General features: G+C 44.2%; 16 protein-coding genes. 6 read left to right on the top strand and 10 right to left on the bottom strand.

Features of this window, described 5'->3' with window-relative positions:
• Window positions 1-10 precede the first annotated feature (10 nt).
• Together ACFQZI_RS11770 and ACFQZI_RS11765 are read left to right on the top strand one after the other, a co-directional pair.
• Window positions 11-877 carry an aldose 1-epimerase family protein gene (locus ACFQZI_RS11770; RefSeq protein WP_377142753.1) on the top strand — a complete coding sequence of 289 codons (867 nt, stop codon included), beginning with the start codon at window positions 11-13 and terminating at the stop codon, window positions 875-877.
• A gap of 86 nt (window positions 878-963) precedes the next feature.
• Window positions 964-1302 (top strand): hypothetical protein, encoded by a 339-nt coding sequence (locus ACFQZI_RS11765; RefSeq protein ID WP_377142752.1) that lies wholly within the window; start codon window positions 964-966, stop codon window positions 1300-1302.
• A 74-nt stretch (window positions 1303-1376) separates the two neighbouring features.
• On the opposite strand, the gene ACFQZI_RS11760 is transcribed toward ACFQZI_RS11765, so the two are convergent.
• Together ACFQZI_RS11760 and ACFQZI_RS11755 are read right to left on the bottom strand one after the other, a co-directional pair.
• The gene (locus ACFQZI_RS11760) at window positions 1377-3215 is read right to left on the bottom strand and encodes a glycoside hydrolase family 35 protein (protein WP_377142751.1); all 1839 of its coding nucleotides are present in this window, start codon (window positions 3213-3215) and stop codon (window positions 1377-1379) included.
• An 11-nt stretch (window positions 3216-3226) separates the two neighbouring features.
• Complete coding sequence (locus tag ACFQZI_RS11755; RefSeq protein WP_377142750.1) at window positions 3227-6061, bottom strand: DNA gyrase/topoisomerase IV subunit A; 2835 nt, start codon at window positions 6059-6061, stop codon at window positions 3227-3229.
• A 156-nt stretch (window positions 6062-6217) separates the two neighbouring features.
• Between ACFQZI_RS11755 and ACFQZI_RS11750 the strand changes: the two genes are divergently transcribed.
• Together ACFQZI_RS11750 and ACFQZI_RS11745 are read left to right on the top strand one after the other, a co-directional pair.
• Window positions 6218-6454 (top strand): DUF6364 family protein, encoded by a 237-nt coding sequence (locus ACFQZI_RS11750; RefSeq protein ID WP_377142749.1) that lies wholly within the window; start codon window positions 6218-6220, stop codon window positions 6452-6454.
• Window positions 6444-6863 carry a type II toxin-antitoxin system VapC family toxin gene (locus ACFQZI_RS11745; protein ID WP_377142748.1) on the top strand — a complete coding sequence of 140 codons (420 nt, stop codon included), beginning with the start codon at window positions 6444-6446 and terminating at the stop codon, window positions 6861-6863. Before ACFQZI_RS11750 ends, ACFQZI_RS11745 begins: the two co-directional genes overlap by 11 nt.
• A gap of 15 nt (window positions 6864-6878) precedes the next feature.
• On the opposite strand, the gene ACFQZI_RS11740 is transcribed toward ACFQZI_RS11745, so the two are convergent.
• Window positions 6879-7394 carry a YdeI/OmpD-associated family protein gene (locus ACFQZI_RS11740; RefSeq protein WP_377142747.1) on the bottom strand — a complete coding sequence of 172 codons (516 nt, stop codon included), beginning with the start codon at window positions 7392-7394 and terminating at the stop codon, window positions 6879-6881.
• 171 nt (window positions 7395-7565) lie between these two features.
• Here ACFQZI_RS11740 and ACFQZI_RS11735 point away from each other — a divergent pair, with 171 nt between their 5' ends.
• On the top strand, window positions 7566-7991 hold the full coding sequence (locus tag ACFQZI_RS11735; protein WP_377142746.1) for a nuclear transport factor 2 family protein: 426 nt from the start codon (window positions 7566-7568) through the stop codon (window positions 7989-7991).
• A 189-nt stretch (window positions 7992-8180) separates the two neighbouring features.
• On the opposite strand, the gene ACFQZI_RS11730 is transcribed toward ACFQZI_RS11735, so the two are convergent.
• From ACFQZI_RS11730 to ACFQZI_RS11715, 4 genes are all read right to left on the bottom strand, one after another.
• Entirely contained in the window at window positions 8181-8840 is a 660-nt protein-coding gene (locus ACFQZI_RS11730) for a GDSL-type esterase/lipase family protein (RefSeq protein ID WP_377142745.1), read from the bottom strand.
• Complete coding sequence (locus ACFQZI_RS11725) at window positions 8837-9331, bottom strand: cytidine deaminase (RefSeq protein WP_377142744.1); 495 nt, start codon at window positions 9329-9331, stop codon at window positions 8837-8839. The genes ACFQZI_RS11730 and ACFQZI_RS11725 overlap by 4 nt, the downstream gene beginning before the upstream one ends.
• Before the next feature lie 109 nt (window positions 9332-9440).
• A complete protein-coding gene (locus ACFQZI_RS11720; protein ID WP_377142743.1) occupies window positions 9441-11336 on the bottom strand; it encodes a DNA topoisomerase IV subunit B in 1896 nt (631 codons plus the stop codon).
• 102 nt (window positions 11337-11438) lie between these two features.
• Window positions 11439-12140: a hypothetical protein gene (locus ACFQZI_RS11715; RefSeq protein ID WP_377142742.1), complete on the bottom strand. Its 702-nt coding sequence runs from the start codon at window positions 12138-12140 to the stop codon at window positions 11439-11441.
• Window positions 12141-12429: 289 nt separating this feature from the next.
• Between ACFQZI_RS11715 and ACFQZI_RS11710 the strand changes: the two genes are divergently transcribed.
• Window positions 12430-14349 carry a glucosamine-6-phosphate deaminase gene (locus ACFQZI_RS11710; protein WP_377142741.1) on the top strand — a complete coding sequence of 640 codons (1920 nt, stop codon included), beginning with the start codon at window positions 12430-12432 and terminating at the stop codon, window positions 14347-14349.
• 67 nt (window positions 14350-14416) lie between these two features.
• Here the strand turns inward: ACFQZI_RS11710 and ACFQZI_RS11705 are convergent, their stop codons facing one another.
• The 3 genes from ACFQZI_RS11705 to hutI are packed head-to-tail and all read right to left on the bottom strand — an operon-like array spanning window position 14417 to window position 18005.
• Window positions 14417-15028, bottom strand: a complete 612-nt coding sequence (locus tag ACFQZI_RS11705; RefSeq protein WP_377142740.1) for a DUF4142 domain-containing protein — start codon at window positions 15026-15028, stop codon at window positions 14417-14419.
• 45 nt (window positions 15029-15073) lie between these two features.
• Window positions 15074-16759, bottom strand: a complete 1686-nt coding sequence (gene ftcD, locus ACFQZI_RS11700) for a glutamate formimidoyltransferase (protein WP_377142739.1) — start codon at window positions 16757-16759, stop codon at window positions 15074-15076.
• 7 nt (window positions 16760-16766) lie between these two features.
• Window positions 16767-18005 carry an imidazolonepropionase gene (hutI, locus tag ACFQZI_RS11695; protein WP_377142738.1) on the bottom strand — a complete coding sequence of 413 codons (1239 nt, stop codon included), beginning with the start codon at window positions 18003-18005 and terminating at the stop codon, window positions 16767-16769.
• Window positions 18006-18119 lie beyond the last annotated feature (114 nt).

Here is an 18119-nt window from a genome sequence, read left to right as displayed (position 1 = left end):
ACCATAAGGAATGACTATTCTCGAGAATGAATTTCTGAAAGTTGCTATTGACAGCAAAGGCGCGCAATTAAGCTCACTGATTAATAAAGAAACAGGTGTTGAACAAATGTGGCAGGCCGACCCCGATGTTTGGGCTTACCATGCGCCCAACCTGTTCCCTATAGTCGGTGGCTTATTGAACAATGAACTGCATGTAGACGGCCAAACCTACCCCATGAACCGCCATGGCTTCGCCCGAACATCAGAGTTTATTGTTTTAGAAAGCGATGACCTGCACGCGGGCTTTTCGCTCCCAAATTCAGAAAAAACATTGGCCGTGTTTCCCTATAAGTTTGACTTCCAGGTGTTGTACACACTGATCGACAACGCGTTGCGGGTAACTTACAAGTTAATTAACCGAGATAAAAAACCTGTTTACTTTTCGGTTGGCGGGCACCCGGCGTTTAATGTGCCGTTTAATGCAGGCGAAAAGTATGAGGACTATTACGTTGAGTTTGAAACACAGGAAAATCTGCAAAGCCACCAATTAAATAAAGACGGACTTTTTACCGGTGAAACCCACCCTGTGCCAACGCCTAATAAACAGCTGGCTCTAACCCGCGACCTGTTTGCTGCAGATGCGATGGTATTTAAAAACCTAAGCTCGCGCATGGTAAATATCAGGAGCACTAAGCACGATCAGAGCCTATCGGTAGAGTTCCCACACTTTAATTACCTGGGCATTTGGGCAAAACCCGGTGCCGATTTTTTATGTATCGAGCCGTGGCTGGGCTGCGCAGACAGTGACGGCGAACCAAAAGATATTACTGCAAAAGAGAATATACAAAGGGTAGATGTAGGCCATGTTTTTGAAGCATCATTTTACATAAGCATTTAAAAAATTAACATTTTTTTAGCTTTTTTAAAACATTTAATTTGCTTTTAAGCTTATCAGTAAAATAAACTACTTACAACATTACAACTATGAAAAAGAAAATCTATTTAATTGCCATGACGATGCTACTGACTGTAGCTGCCTTTAACAGTAATGCTGCAACGCTTGGAGACAAGAGAGATGTTTACAAAGAAGCTGCCGCGAACATGACCAAAGAGCAAAGGGTTGCCCGTTGCGAAGAAATAAAACAGCGCGTTGAGGAAATAAAAGCGATGGATAAATCGCAGTTAAACAAAGCTGAGAAAAAAGAATTAAAAACCGAATTGAAAGAACTTAAAAGTGAAGCACAAGCCATGGGTGGCGGTGGTATTTACCTTTCAGTTGGTGCTATCATCATCATCATTTTAGTATTGATCCTGATCCTGTAATCAGCAGTACAAAAAATACTTACAAATAAGCAAGGGCGCCAAAATGGTGCCCTTGCTTATTATATGCTATTAAATTACTGCTTAACTACCTCGTTCAGTACGGGATGATCAAAGGTTGAAAGCTCGGTATGGCCGCCTTTTAACTGGTCGAATACCACTACTTCATTTACCCCTTTCTTTAACCACGCGGCAGGCACGTATAAGGTTTGCTGCGGGCCGATGTTCCAATACTTACCCAGATTATGCCCGTTTACAAATACGAAGCCTTTACCAAAGCTTTTCATATCCAGGTATGTATCTACCACCCCGCGTAGCGAAAACGTACCACGGTAAAGGGCAGGCTGCAATTCACCTTCATTTTTTATAGGCAAATATCTAAACCCCGATGTTGTAGTGAATGGGAACTGGTACATTTTCCACCCCAGCAACTCTTGCCCGTTCAGGGTTACCTTATCTGTAATTCCCTGCCGGTTATCAGTAAGGTAAGGGCCATAATTGATGCGGCCATTATTCTCTACTAAAATATCTAATGTACTGTTTGGCGCAGGGCTATTCAACTGCAGCGAATCCAGCTTTAAGCGGCGGTCTAAAACGCTAATGCGTTTACCATTCAAATAAACCGTAGCATAATCTCTAAGCTCCCTAATTTTAAGCAAACCGGCAGCTGCATTTTGCAATGTGGTGCGATACAGCACAAAGCCGTATCCCTGGTCAAGATCCTCAAAGCTCATCGGTCTTTCGGCCTCTATGGGCTTTCCTAAGTTACTAAACAAGTTTGCCACACCACTAAACCTAATAACCTCTAAGCCAAATGTGCGTTGCTTACGTTCGGGAACATCCGGCAAGGTTTGTCCCGCCGGTAAATGTTTTGCTATTACAGCCCTTAGCTTATAGTATTTAGGTGTTGGGTTGCCAGCTTCATCCAGCGGGGCATCATAATCGTAACTTGAAGTTTGCGGCGCGTAAGCTTCTGTACGGCTCATGTTAGCGCCGTTCATAAAATCGCGTGTTGTACCACCATGAAACATATACATATTGATAGATATGCCTGCCGATAAAACTTCATCCAGTTTTTTAGCGTCTTCGTCAGCATTACTGCCGCTATGAGGTTTGCCCCAGCTATCAAACCAGCCAGGGTACCATTCGGCTATGTAATAAGGCCCTTTGCCGTTATGGTATTTATTAATGAGCTCTTTTACTTTGGCGGGATTGTCCTCGCCGTTTACAGCGGGTAAAAAGCCGGGCAAATAACCCGCGGGCATCTGGCCCGGGCCATCGCAGGTAAACAGTAGCCCGTCAAACCCGGCTTCGCGAAAGATCTTCTCGTTTTGGGCCAGGTACTCCTTATCATCGCTAAACGAACCGTACTCGTTCTCAATCTGCACCATCAGGATATTGCCGCCGTGATTTATTTGCAAAGGGGCAAGCTGCTTGCCAACCTCCATCATATAATTACGGTAAGCGTTAATAAAGGCGGGCTCTTTGCTGCGCACCTTTAAATTTTTATCTTTTAATAACCACCACGGGTAGCCGCCAAACTCCCATTCGGCACATACGTATGGGCTTGGGCGCATTACCACCCAAAGGCCTTCTTCTTTGGCTATACGCACAAACTCGGCTATATCATTATTCCCGGTAAAATCATACTTACCTTGCACGGGCTCATGCGCATTCCAGAAAACGTAGGTGCCAATGGTGTTTAAGCCCATGGCTTTCGCCATTTTCATACGTTCGCGCCAGTACTCGCGGGGGATGCGCGTATAGTGCATCTCGCCCGAGATCATTTGCATGGGCTTGCCATCCATCAAGAAATCTTTATCCCCCAAAGCAAAGTTGTGTGCTACTTCTTGGGCCTTAGCAGCTATGACCACGCCGAACAACAGCGTGCAATAAATCAATAATCTCTTTAACATACCGCACTCACTTAAAATAATCCCAACTGCCCTTTATCGTCAATATCAATATCATCCGGGTTGGTAATTTCGAAATCTATTTTTTTAGCAGGTTGCACCAATTCCTGAGATGATTTCACCGATTGTTCGCGAGATGATTTTTCGGATTTTGTTGCTATTGGTTCAGTTGGCTTTGGCTGCTCTGCAACAGGACTTTTTAATTCTGTTTGCGGGGCGGCGGTTATAGGCGTTGCAGGTGCTGTATCGGCAACTTCTTTATCCTCGCCGGTTATCGTGATCTCGGTATCCTCAACCGAATCTGGTGCCGGGTCCGGCACATCGTTTTCGTCATCGTGCTCGGCTAATAGCTCTACACTTTTTATTTGATGGACTGATAAGCGGTTACCCATCGCCTTCATACCTTTTACATCTATCAGGTCGGTAAGGTTAAGGTCGGCTTCTTCGGGGGTAAGCGCTTTACCTTTTAGCTGTTCTACTTTTACAATTGGCTGCGCGGCGCCAGATATTAACACCAGTTTTGAGCCGCTTTCGTCGCTAATGATGCTGGTTTGTTTGCCAATAACCGTGTTCTCAAACACAAAGCGCTTTACCAGATAGTTCTTGGATTTACCATCATAATGCACCACGGCAAACACTTTTGCAGGATCGTATTTTTCAATCACGATCATCTTATCATCAAAATGATTGTTAAGATCAAAACTGGCAAGCTCGTAAATACCGTTGCTCATAACTGTTAGTACACGGTCGTCACCGTCAAACTCGCCAAGGTATTTGCCACGGCCATCGGCATTTAGGCGTTTAAGGATATCATCGTACCAGATCTTACGGCCGGCGAGGGTTGATATGCCCTTACTTTTCAGGACCACTTTTTTAACCGGGTACTTGGTAACCATGTTACCTATAGATGCGCGGCCCTTTATTGCCAGCGCCGCAAAGTCCTCGTCGAACTGTAGTTTTTTTAACTTTTGATGTGGTTTCAATTGCACGTTCACCACCTCGGCCTCTCCGTTAGGGTTGGCAGTAAAGTACAGTACTTTAGAGCCTTTGCTTCCTTTTGTAAGATCGTACTCTTTGTCGCGGGTCACGCCCGTAACCGCAAAGCGTTTAATATAGCTTACGCCGCTTTGCCCGTCTTTATAGATCATATTGTAAACGGTGCGCTCATCGTTCTTTTTAAATACGGCAACATGTAAAATGTCTTTCCCTACAAAAACCTTATCCTGTACCTTGGTAACTACAAACTTGCCATCGCCACGGAACACGATGATCTCGTCGATATCCGAACAGTCGCCTACAAACTCGTCTTTCTTTAAACCTGTGCCTACAAAACCATCCTCTCGGTTCACATAAAGTTTTACGTTGGCCAGGGCCACCTGGGCAGCTTCTACCTTATCAAAGGTGCGCAGTTCGGTTTTACGGCCACGGTCCTTACCATATTTTTCCCTTAGTTTCTCAAACCATGCAATGGTATAATCTGTAAGATGTTTAAGGTGGTTTTTAACCGTTTTTATCTCGGCCTCTAAATTTTTTATCTGCTCATCCGTTTTTTTCACATCAAAACGGGTGATGCTGCTCATTGGCTTATCAATCAGTTTTTTATAATCTTCCGGCAATATGGTGCGGTAAAACTGCGGGAAGAACGGTTCGAACAACCTGTTCAGCACCGTAAGCACCCCTTCAAAATCGGAAGAGTTTTCGTAATCGGGGTGTTTGTACATCCCTTCCTGTATAAAGATCTTTAGCAGCGAGCTAAAAAAGATCTTCTCCATCAGTTCCTTCAGCTTTATTTCCAGCTCCTGCTTCAACAGATCTTTAGTGAAGTAGGTGCTTTCGGTAAGCATATCGTTCACGCTCATAAAGCGTGGTTTGTCGTCCTGTATAACACAAGTATTTGGCGATATAGATACCTCACAATCGGTAAAGGCGTAAAGCGCGTCAATAGTGACATCAGGCGAAATGCCGGGCGCCAAATGAATAATAATTTCTACCTCATTAGACGTATGGTCATCAATTTTTTTAATCTTGATCTTGCCCTTATCATTAGCAGATATAATACTTTCTATTAAACTTACAGTAGTGGTAGAAAACGGCACCTCTGTTATTACAAGAGTTTTTTTGTCCCGTTCTTCTATCTTTGCCCTTACACGAATCCTACCGCCACGCTGGCCTTCATTATACGCAGAAACATCCGCCATCCCACCTGTCGGAAAATCCGGTACTAAATTCGGCCTGTCGCCTTTTAATACAGCTATTGAGGCATCTATCAGTTCAACAAAGTTGTGTGGTAATACTTTAGTGGCCAAACCTACAGCAATACCTTCTGCGCCTTGTGCCAGCAGTAACGGGAACTTTACTGGTAAAGTTATGGGCTCGCGGTTACGGCCATCATAACTGGCCTGCCAAATGGTTGTATCGGGGTTAAATACAACATCAAGCGCGAATTTTGATAAACGCGCCTCAATGTAACGTGGAGCTGCTGCGGAGTCGCCTGTAACCGGTCGGCCCCAGTTACCCTGTGTATCTATCAACAATTCCTTTTGTCCTAACTGCACCATGGCGTCTCCAATAGACGCATCACCGTGAGGGTGATATTTCATGGTGTTACCGATAACATTGGCGCCTTTATTAAAACGCCCGTCGTCAAGTTCTTTTAGCGAATGCAGTATGCGGCGTTGTACAGGTTTAAGCCCGTCGTTAATGTGGGGAACGGCACGGTCAAGTATTACATATGAGGCATAATCCAGGAACCAATTTTCGTATAGCCCGTCAAGGGAGGTAACTTTATTGAGCCTATTTTCTTCGTTATTATTTTCAGGAATATCAGGAGTGTTCAGATCTTCGCTCATTATGCAGCTAAAAAAATTATGGATGGGTAAAGATAGATAAATGTGCAGAAATAGGGGCGCCATAAGCGTTGTTTTCAGCTATAAAAATCTGCATTTTTATTAACATTTAAACAATTACAATGCGTATAAATAAGTTAAATGCGTATATTTACTTTTATGAAAAGCAGACTAAATTTAACTATAGAAGAAGGGTTATTAAAAAGCATAAAAACCTATGCCGAAAAACAGCATACAAGTGTATCTGATTTGGTAGAAAAGTACTTTAAGAATGTGTTAAGGCCTGTAAAAAAAGAAAGCTTTATGAATATGGTTGAAAACCTGGGGCCACATGATATAGACGCGAAAGCTAATTTAAAAGAAATGTACTACCAGGATAAAAAGCATGGCAATTAAGGTTTTTTTAGATGCCAACGTATTGCTTGACTATATACTTAAGCGTGAGTATTATAATGATGCAAAAGATATATTTGAATTAATAGAAGAAAAAGATGTTGACGGATATATAACGTCTTCGGTGTTGCATATAACGGGCTATTGGGTGTCAAAAGCCTATGGAGCATTAAAGTCAAAAAAAATACTTTTAAACTTGCTTGAGCATGTTACGCTAATAGATATACCTCACGATACAGCATTAATAGCCTTACATTCCAAAATCGACGATATTGAGGATGCTTTGCAGTATTACACTGCGATATACCATAAGCTCGATTACTTTATTTCGCGTGATAAAAAATTAGGAAAAGACAGTATTCCTGTTTTACAGGTGTATTCTCCAGTTGAGTTTATAAAAAGAATCAAATAATCACTTTAGTTAGATTCACTCCCGTAATTTCTTCTGCTCGCGCAGCATAGCGCCGTAATCCATGCGCCTAACCATGGCATTAATGGTTTTCGCGATGCGACCGGCGCGGGTTTCTTCAGTTTTGGCGTCGGTTATCCACTTAATAAAATAACCCTGGTGTGATTTGGCCAGCCCGCAAAAATATTCAAATGCCTCCGGTTGCTCGTAGTCGAAACACTCCCTTAAATCATCGGGCATCTCTATCTTAAAATCCTTATCGTGAGCTAACCTTACCCGCAATATTGCCCCATGCTCTTTCCGTATGCCTTTACGAATCTCTTTTTTAAGAGCTATCATAAAACTGCCATCGCCCATGGGCATGGCAGATAGCCCCGCAACAGGCAGCTCGTCTAATTTACCCTTAACCCTAAACGAGCGTTTATTACCGGCAAACAATTGCTGTGCAATATTGGCTGGTAATACAATGTAGGTCCAGCCGGTTTTATCTCCGTTCTCTCCGTATTGTAGTATAATGGTGGTAAAATCAACCATAGCCAAATATAACCATTAGGGCACAAATGTTAAATGTTTGTTAAATGCTGCATTTTAACCTTTTAGGCTGTAACTATTTGATAATTGCCTACATCTTATATACGAGTTAACTGATCGGTACTAAAAAAATTAAACAACAAAAATTAATTACAAAACTCAATTCGCAACACCATGAAAACCTTCAAATCAGTTACCCTTGGCCTCGTTTTATTAGCAACCTGCAGCTTTGCAAAAGCTAATGATGTACCAGATGTTAACCTCACCAAAACCCACGCAATTAATACTTACGTAAATGCTATGACGCTTGGGCGAATAAGCAACCTTAGCCAGGTAATAGATAAATCGGCAAAGTTTGATATACAGCGCGGTAACACCGTGTTAAGTTTCGACAAAAAGCAAATGACCGATTTTTTGAAAGAAGAGAAAAATGTGGAGCAGGCCTGCACTACAAGCACCCGCATTGTAGAGAATAGCGCAGATATAACCGTGGTAAAAGTGGATATGAAGTACGACCACTTTACCCGCAGCAATTATGTAACATTAGCCAATACCGGCAACGGCTGGAAGATAACCAACGTTTACAGCATTTTTAAATAATATAGTTTAGTGTTTAAGTGTGAGATGAGCCCCTGTTAAGGGGCTTTTCTTTTGGGCCTCCCCGGCTCTCTTTGAAGCAGAGAGGGGTAAGATCATTTAAAAATGAATATCGAACATCAAATGTTGAACACCGAATATCGAAATAGAGACTCACTTCATTATTCTCTATTCGAAATCCATCATTCGATATTATTTTACATACGGTGCAAGTACTGCCTGCCATTTATCGTAACCTTTGCTGTTAAGGTGCAGCATATCGCTTTCAAAAAGGCTGGTATCGGGTTTTCTGGTAACAGGATCTAATATTACCGAGGCAACATCAATGAAGTGGGTATGCTTACGTTTTTTAATAAAACTGCGCACAAGTGAGTTGGCTATCCTAACTTCAGAAAAATATTTGGCGCGGCTGGGGCTTGGCTTTATAGCCATATAATAGATCTCGGCATTGGGCAGGTTTTGTTTGATCATGGCCCAGAGCCGGTAAAACTGGCGGGCAGTAAATTTGCCTGTTTTGCCTTCGGCTATGTCGTTCTCGCCCGCGTATATAAATATTTTACGCGGCTGGTATGGATACAAGATGTATGGCGTATAGTAATTTACCAATTGCTCAATAGTACAACCACCAACACCGCGACGGATAATGGGTTTACCGGCAAAACGTTTTTCCAGGTCGGTCCATTTGCGGATAGAAGAGCTACCGGTGAAAAGAATGCCGTTTTTAGCGGGCATGCTTATGCTATCCTGGTGTTTAAAATCGCGGATCTCGTTATCAAACGGGAAGCCTCGCTGGGCGTGGGCCGCTATACCAAATGTGGCTAAAACTAAAAGTAATATTATTCTGATCTTCATACGGGCTGTACTAAACGTTCTTCAAAAAACATAAAAGGCATCATGCTTTTTACATCGTTAATAACCCACACGGGGCCATCAATGCAATACAACAATACGCGTAAGGGGCTGTTTTGCCTTTTTTCCACTTCGGCCATTACCTGCAGGCAAGCACCGCAAGAGGTTACCGGCTTAAGCAACGGAAAGTCATCGGTATGCGCGGTTACGGCCATGCTTACAACCGGGTCATCCGCATGGCCGGCGCCCCAATGAAACAGTGCCACCCTCTCGGCGCATAAGCCCGATGGATAGGCAACGTTCTCCTGGTTACTGGCATGTATAATTTTGCCGCTTTGCAATTGCAGTGCCGCCCCCACCCTAAACTTAGAATACGGCGAATGCGATGTTGCCATTGCGTTAACAGCCTCGGCACAAAGGTTTTGATCGGCGGGTTTAAGTTCGGTTATGTTATCGTACTCCTTAAAAGATACTTTAATGTCGTGTTGTTTCATAGTGTATGCTACTAACCCATAACAACAGGTTGTGTTTTATTGTAACAAAAATCCCCCGCTCTTTCAGGAACGGGGGATACAAGTTAAGGCTTTTTAATTAAACATCAAACTAAACCGCTACAGGCAGCTCCACTTCATCTATACTCTCGGCTATTAAAGGGTTTACACTTTCGTCATCCTTTTCTACACGCAGGTTGTTTACAATGTGCTGTTGGCGGGTTGGCGTATTCTTACCCATAAAGTACTCCAGCAAGGCTTTGATGTTGGCATCTTTCAGGAACACCGGATCGAGCCTGATATCCTTACCGATGAATAAACCAAACTCATCGGGCGAGATCTCTCCCAACCCTTTAAAGCGCGTTATTTCGGGTTTAACACCCAGGCTGGCAATAGCATCACGGCGCTCTTCGTCGCTGTAGCAATAAATAGTTTGCTTTTTATTGCGCACCCTAAACAATGGTGTTTGCAGTATATGTACATGCCCGGCCTTTACCAGATCAGGGAAGAATTGCAGAAAGAAAGTCATGAGCAATAACCGTATGTGCATCCCATCCACATCGGCATCGGTAGCAATTACAATGTTATTATAGCGCAACCCGTCTATCCCGTCCTCTATATTCAACGCGTGTTGCAGCAGGTTAAATTCTTCGTTTTCGTAAACCACCTTTTTGGTAAGCCCGAAACAGTTTAGCGGCTTACCTTTTAAGCTGAATACCGCCTGGGTTTGTACATCGCGCGATTTAGTGATAGAACCACTTGCCGAGTCGCCCTCGGTAATAAACAGGGTTGTTTCCTGCCTGCGCTCGTGGTTATCATCAAAATGCAGTTTACAATCACGTAGTTTACGGTTATGCAGCGATGCCTTTTTGGCGCGGTCGTTAGCCAGTTTTTTTATGCCGGCAATATCCTTCCGTTCACGCTCCGATTGCAGGATGCGCTTAAGCAATGCATCGGCCGTAGCGGGATTTTTATGCAGATAATTATCCAGTTCCTTTTTCAGGAAATCGTTGATGAAGCCACGTACCGACGGGCCATCCGGACCAACATTTTGGGAACCAAGTTTAGTTTTGGTTTGCGATTCAAAAACCGGTTCCTGTACTTTTATCGCGATAGCGGCTACTATAGACGCGCGGATATCCGAAGCGTCGAATTCCTTTTTATAAAACTCGCGAATGGTTTTCACCACAGCTTCGCGAAAAGCAGCCTGGTGCGTACCACCCTGCGTAGTGTGCTGCCCGTTTACGAATGAATAGTATTCCTCCCCATACGATTGCCCGTGGGTCATGGCTATTTCTATGTCCTCGCCTTTTAGGTGGATGATAGGGTAGCGCAGGTTCTCGGCATCGGCATTTCGAACCAACAGGTCGTAGAGGCCTTTTTCCGAAAGATATTTTTGACCGTTAAAATTGATTGTTAAACCGGCATTCAGGAACACGTAATTCCAGATCATGTTCTCTACAAACTCGGGAATGAAGCGGTAATGCCGAAAGATGGTATCATCGGGTATAAAGTTAATGGCCGTACCGTTACGTTGTGATGTTTCCTTTTCGGGTTCATCCCTTTTCAGTTCCCCTTTTTCAAACTCCGCTATTTTGGTGCGGCCATCACGGTAAGATTGTACAGTAAACGAGTTAGATAAAGCATTAACCGCCTTGGTACCCACCCCGTTTAAGCCTACCGATTTTTGGAAAGCCTTACTATCGTACTTACCACCTGTGTTTATTTTCGATACACAATCTATCACTTTACCCAAGGGGATACCACGGCCATAATCGCGCACAGATACTTTATGATCGTTCATGTTCACCTCAATGGTACGGCCCGATCCCATCACAAATTCATCAATAGAGTTGTCTATGATCTCCTTCAGCAATACATATACACCATCGTCATAAGCCGAGCCATCGCCCAGTTTACCAATGTACATACCCGGCCTTAAGCGAATGTGTTCCTTCCAGTCTAACGACCGTATACTATCATCATCATAATTTACTGTTTCTGCCATGCTCAGATCAAATATTTTAGGCTTATTTAGCCTCAAATGCAAAAATATAGTTATGCCACTTAAATTAATATTTAAATGTGCCAACTTATTAACATTTACAGGCTATTGTTTAAATTTTATACAGCTGCTGGCTTTATCGATATTCTTGAAAAATTCGGGGCCTTTTTCATTGCTGAAGCAAACTGCCAGGATGGTTCCAATGTGGTCTTTTTGCAGGGTTATCAGCAGCGCGTATTTATAATGTTTTGTTACAGGCGCATCAAGCAAATTCAGCAAATAGGTTTTCCCTGCATCTGCATTATACCTAACCCTGTACCTTTTCGGAACGTCGCGTACCAAAAAATTATCATCACCGGTAAAGGCCTTAGCTTGCGCGGTACCCATACCAAGGTAAAGCGAATCCGGGTTAGCCTGTGCTGTATTTTTATTGCCGATAGTGCGTTGATAAGCCGCGTAGTTCTCTTTTTGCGATTTAGCCTGGAACCAGATCTCGAAATCCCTGCCCGGTAACTCCATAGCATAATCGAAAGAAATATCTTCGTTATCGGGGGCTTTTATCTCTCTAAAACCCTTGGGGAAAGTAAAAGTAACGTTAGCTGCAGCAGCTAACATCAAAAAATTCTTTAGCTGGGGGCTTATGTGCGCCTGGGGGGGTGCAAGGGGTTTTGCCACAACCATATGTTTTGAGGTTGTAGTCTTTTGCTTAACAGACTTCTTTTTCACCTGCGCAAAAAGCATAGGCGCAATACAAAACAACAATATCCCCGTAAGTAATATTTGTTTCAATTGATTCAAAGTAGCCATTTTAATTAAGTAACGCAAAATTAATGACCGAATTTAAATGATTTCCCACGCATGGACAAATTTAAATCTTTTTAAATTATTTTAATAAGTATTTTGATTTTGTAATATATGTTTATTAAGTTTGTATTAATGATGAAAGTTAAATCATTGAAATACGCGCACTTGTTATCCTTGTTAGCTGGGATAAATTTTATAGTTAATTGGTTGTAAATCCTTGCTTCGGTGAGGATTTTTTTTGTGCCGATATTTTAAATGACCAAATTGAACAAAGCAATATATTAACCTGATTATGGCAAGATTAAATTTATTAGAAGAAACACGTTACGAAAAGCTGCCGGTTACGGTATATCCCGATCAGCACGCCGCATCTTTAGCAGTAGCCGCAAGAATAGCGGCACTAATCCGTAAAAAGCAGGCGGCCGGCGAACAAACCGTATTAGGCTTGGCAACAGGGGTTACACCAATACAGGTTTACGCCGAACTGATACGCCTTCACAAAGAAGAAGGTTTATCATTTAAAAACGTGATCACCTTTAACCTTGATGAGTATTACCCTATGAAGCCCGACGCGGTGCAAAGCTACGTTACCTTCATGAACGAAAATTTATTTGACCATATAGATATCGATAAATCGTTGGTGCACATTCCCGACGGTACTTTACCGCAGGATGAAGTGGCCGCGTTTTGTTTAGAATATGAAAGGCAGATAGAAGAGCTTGGTGGCCTTGACCTGCAAATTTTAGGTATCGGCCGTACAGGGCACATCGGTTTTAACGAGCCGGGCTCCGCGCCAAACTCGGGCACCCGTTTGGTTACGCTTGATGACCTTACCCGTAACGATGCTTCGCGCGATTTTGGTGGTAAGCAAAACGTACCTACCAAAGCCATCACCATGGGTGTGGGCACCATTTTTAAAGCCCGCGAAATTATCCTGATGGCCTGGAGCGCCAAAAAAGCACCTATTGTACGCAAAGCCGTTGAGGGCGAAATTTCGGGAGAAGTACCGGCAACCTTCCTGCAACTATCAGATAATGTAGAGTTTGTTTTGGATGTGGATGCCGCGTCGGCACTTACCCGCTTTGATACTCCCTGGCTGGTGAGTGACTGTGTTTGGGATAATAGCCTAAAGAAAAAAGCGGTTATTTGGCTATCGGGCGCGGTTGGCAAACCCATCCTTAAATTAACCGAAGAAGATTATAACAATAATGGCATGGCACAGCTTGCTGTTGAGCAGGGCCCCGTTTACCAGATCAACATCGATATTTTTAACCAAGTACAGCATACTATTACCGGTTGGCCGGGTGGCAAGCCGGGGGCAGATGACAGCCAGCGCCCGGAGCGTGCCGAGCCTGCCCGCAAGCGTTCCATTGTGTTCTCTCCGCATCCTGATGATGACGTAATATCGATGGGTGGCACGTTCATCCGTTTGGTAGACCAGGGGCATGATGTACATGTGGCCTATCAAACATCGGGCAACACCGCCGTATGGGACGATGATGTTTTGAGATACATGGAGTTCGCGATAGATTTTAAAGAGAGTGTTGGTGAGGACACCGCCAAACTGCAAAGCATCTATGACGATATGCGCCAATTCATCGACAAGAAATTACCTAACCAGGTTGATACACCCGAAATAAGAGATGTTAAAGGTTTTATCCGTAAAACAGAGGCCATCTCGGGCGCGAGGTTTGCAGGGCTGTCTGATAGTAATATCCATTTCCAGGCCCTGCCTTTTTATGAAACCGGCAAAACGCAGAAGAACTCGGTAGGCGAAGAAGATATTAAACTAACCATGGAGCTGCTGCAAAAAGTAAAACCCCAGCAGGTATTTACCGCCGGCGACTTTGCCGACCCGCATGGTACCCACATCGTGTGTTTCAATATTATAATCGAATCGTTACGCCGCCTGCGCAAAACTGAAGCCTGGGTGAATGATTGCTGGGTGTGGATGTACCGTGGCGCATGGCATGAGTTTGCTACTCACGAAATTGAAATGGCTGTGCCGCTTTCGCCTGCCGAGGTGTTGCGCAAACGCAACGCCATATTCAAACATCAGTCGCAAAAAGACAGGCCGGTATTCCCCGGGGATGACGCGCGTGAATTTTGGGTACGCGCCGAGGACCGTAACCGTGAAACCGCCCAAAATTACGACCGCTTAGGCATGGCCGAATACGCGGCTATGGAGGCTTTTGTAAGGTATCACTTTTAATACAGCTAAGCACGTAAAACAAAGAGCCGCGAAAAACGCAGCTCTTTGTTTCCTCAACTTGTTAGTCTTATTTCTTTACAGCATCAGCAGCTTGCTGTGCCATCTCTAAATGATGTGTCAAAATAGGTACATGTTTAGCGGCAAATGCCTTCAACTCGGCATCTTTACCATCCTTCGCCTCTTTCTCAAACTCATCAATATCTTCCTTGTGGTCTTTTACCATGTAATCAGTATAGGCTTTGTCAAAATCAGTTTTACTAAGCTTGGCCATATCATCATAGTCTTTTTGGGTTTTGTTATCCAAAATAGCCGGGAGGGTAATAGTTTTGGTACCTGCTAAAGCCATTAATTCTTTATTGGCTTTTGAATGATCTTCAACCATCATTTTTCCAAATTCCAAAACCTTTGGCGACAAACCTTTGGTTTGGGCCAGCTTGCCCAACTGTACTTCCATGAGGCCACCATTTGCAGCGGCTACTGCAAACTTGGTATCGTCAAACACCTCTGTAGAATCTTTTGCTTCTAATGCCTTTTTGTTACTATCGGTTGCAGCTTCGGTGCTACTGCTGTTATAGGCTGCCGTACTATCGGTATCTACAGTGCTTTTGCTGCCGTTACCACTGCAAGATGCCGCTGTTATAATAACGGCGCCCATTAATAATTTGAATATGCTTTTCATATGGTTAATTTATGTTTAAAATAATTAACCAACAATTATGCCATGCTATTTAATCTTCGCATTCACCAAAGCAATTAGCTCCGCTTCAGCAGCTATGGTGTTTTTTTCTATCTCTTCCCCGCGCTTTAAAACCTCATCCACAAAAGTTTTATCCTTATAACCCGATGCGTTGATCTTTACATTCATAAAGGCACCCATTACCGCAGATCGCACGCAAAGAGCTGCAACGCCCGCATCCGTTACCGAATTTGGGTTACCGGTTTCTATCATCGCCCGTATCAGCGGTAAACTTTGGTAAGCGGTTTCCATCACCTTTAAAGGAATTTCAATAGCGTATTTGGTAGCAGCCTGTATGGCCCCATCCCGGGCGGTCTTTTCTGTATCACTCCCTTTAGGTAAACTAAACGCCTCCATTATCTTATTAAAAGCAGCCGTGTCCAGGTCAACCAGTTTTAACAATTCATCTTTTAAAGCTTGCCCCTGCTCCGCCCAATCGCTAAATTCTTCCCAACGGGCATCCCAGCCTTTTTTATGAGACGACAGGTTAGCCACCATTGTAGCCAGCGATGCACCCAAAGTGCCTATATAAGCTGATATTGAACCACCACCCGGCGCGGGGCTTTCGCTTGCGGTTTCATCAGCAAAGGCAGATAAGGTCATTCCCACTAACTTGCTTGTATTGGCATCTCGCAGCAAATATTCTATAATGCGCTCCTCCGGGTTAAACGGACCAAGCTCATCTAAACCCATAGATTTGATGGCTATCTTGATGATCTCCGCCTCGCTCACCCCTACCGAGCGCTGCTGTTTCCGCAAAAAGTACTTACCCGCATCCAGCATCGCTTTCAATGGGATAAGGCCAACCAATTCGCTGCCGGTTACACGGATGCCACGGTCGGCCGCCTTTTTGCAAACCTCGTCAAAGGCAACATGTATGGGCGTAACTTCAATATTTGTTAAGTTCATCGAGATCTGCGCCACTCCATATTCCTCAATATACCAGCCAATGGCCTTTACGCTTTTCAGCGTGCCGGGGATGGATCTGGGTTTACCATTCTCGTCGGTAATGATCTTGCCGGTAACCGGGTCGCCTTCGCGCATTACACGGCCGGCCTCGCGCACATCAAAGGCAATGGCATTGGCCCTGCGGGTTGATGTCGTATTCAGATTGATATTATACGCGATCAGGAAATCCCTTGCCCCAATAACAGTAGCACCACGTTTAACATCCATTTCCGCCGGTCCAAAATCGGGCTTCCACTCCGGTAGTTTTATCTTTTTAAAGAAGCCCTCATACTCCCCAGCACGGATCACTGACAGGTTATCGCGCTTTTTATCCGCCTGCGCATGCTGGTATAAGTATGCCGGGATGCCCAGTTCCTCGCCAACGCGCTTAGCCAGTTGCTTAGCGTATTCTGCAGTCTCTTCCATGCTGATATTGGCAATAGGTATCAGCGGACAAACATCTGTTGCGCCCATCCTTGGGTGTTCGCCTTTATGTTTGCTCATATCTATCAATTCACCGGCTTTTTTTATGGCCAGATATGCTGCCTGTATAACCGCTTTAGGCTTGCCTACAAAGGTTACAACTGTGCGGTTGGTAGCCTTGCCGGGATCAACGTTTAGCAATCGTACACCTTCAATGCTCTCTACCTCGTCGGTAATTTGTTTAATGATGCCCAGGTTTACACCTTCGCTAAAATTGGGTACACATTCGATTAATTGGTTCATTGGTTTATCAGTTCAATGGTTTATTAGTAACTCCGCCAGCCCAAACGCTTGTCGGCTTTAACTTCCCCTGGTAGTACAATATTTCACGGTAATCGGCACATGGGTAAGCCTGCATATCGGCAAGTTTGCCCGGCGCTAATATACCATGGTTATCTAATTTTAACGCAGCTGCGGCGCGGTAAGTCAACCCTGCGAACACCTCTGCTGCCGATAATTTTTCCGCCGCGCTCATTACGGCGGCTTGCATCAGCAGGTCGCCCATGGGTGCCGAACCGGGGTTCCAGTCGCTGGCTATGGCAAGGCATGCACCTGTATCAAGCAATTTACGGGCGGGTGCGTACGGCATACCCAACCCTAAAGATGCGCCCGGCAAGGTCACCGCCACGGTTTGGGACTTTGCCAACAGGCCAATCTCTTCTTCGCCGCTTGCTTCCAGGTGGTCGGCAGAAACAGCTCCAACCTCTACCGCAACAGCACTGCCGCCGGTGGTAAATTGGTCGGCATGTACGGTAATGTCAAAGCCTAATTGTTTGGCCTTGTTTAAATAAACCAGCGCGTTTTGTTTATCAATAGCACTTTGCTCAATAAATATATCTACGCGGTTCGTTAAGTTTTCCTGCTTGATAATGGGCAGCAGATCATCTACCATATACTGTAAATATTCTTCCTGCGATCCGTTAAAATCCTTTGGCACCATATGCGCGGCAAGGCAGGTAGGCATTAGTTTAGCTTTAGTTTGGACTGATGCTGTTTTAATGGCACGTAGTTGTTTCAACTCTTCATCTATACCTAAGCCGTAGCCGCTTTTTACCTCTATAGTTGTTACACCTTCGGCTAAATGGCGGTTAGCGCGTTGTACCAGCGACGCAACCAATGCAGCTTCATCAACAGCACGGGTTTGGGTTACAGTATCCCAAATGCCACCGCCGGCTTTTGCTATTTCCAGATAGGTTTTACCTGCTATACGCATGGCGTAATCCTTTGCCCGGTTGCCACCGAAACAAATGTGCGTATGGCAATCCACAAAACCGGGTAGCAAAACGCTGTCGCCCTGCATCTCTTCTATTTGGGCAGACGGGTTTGCGTTCCGCAGTTCATCAAAATCGCCAACCGCTAATAAAATTCCATTCTCAACCAGCACACCACCGTTTAGTATAACATGCAGTTGTTCGTCCTTTAACGCGCCTTTTAATGGCAACCCGTTTAAAGGAAGTATTTGCTTGAATGGACCTATTAACTTTTGCATTTGTTGTTATAATACATTCTAAATTTCGTTATCCTCGGCATGCTTGTCGCTGACTTTTCAATTGAAGATTGCCACGCTATCGCCCGATTGACGTTTTTTAATTCGCCTTCTGAC

The sequence above is a fragment of the Mucilaginibacter lutimaris genome, assembly GCF_042676625.1.
Lineage (GTDB): Bacteria > Bacteroidota > Bacteroidia > Sphingobacteriales > Sphingobacteriaceae > Mucilaginibacter > Mucilaginibacter lutimaris.
Note: the sequence above shows the minus strand (reverse complement) of the source record. Positions and strands in the feature narration are given on the sequence as shown.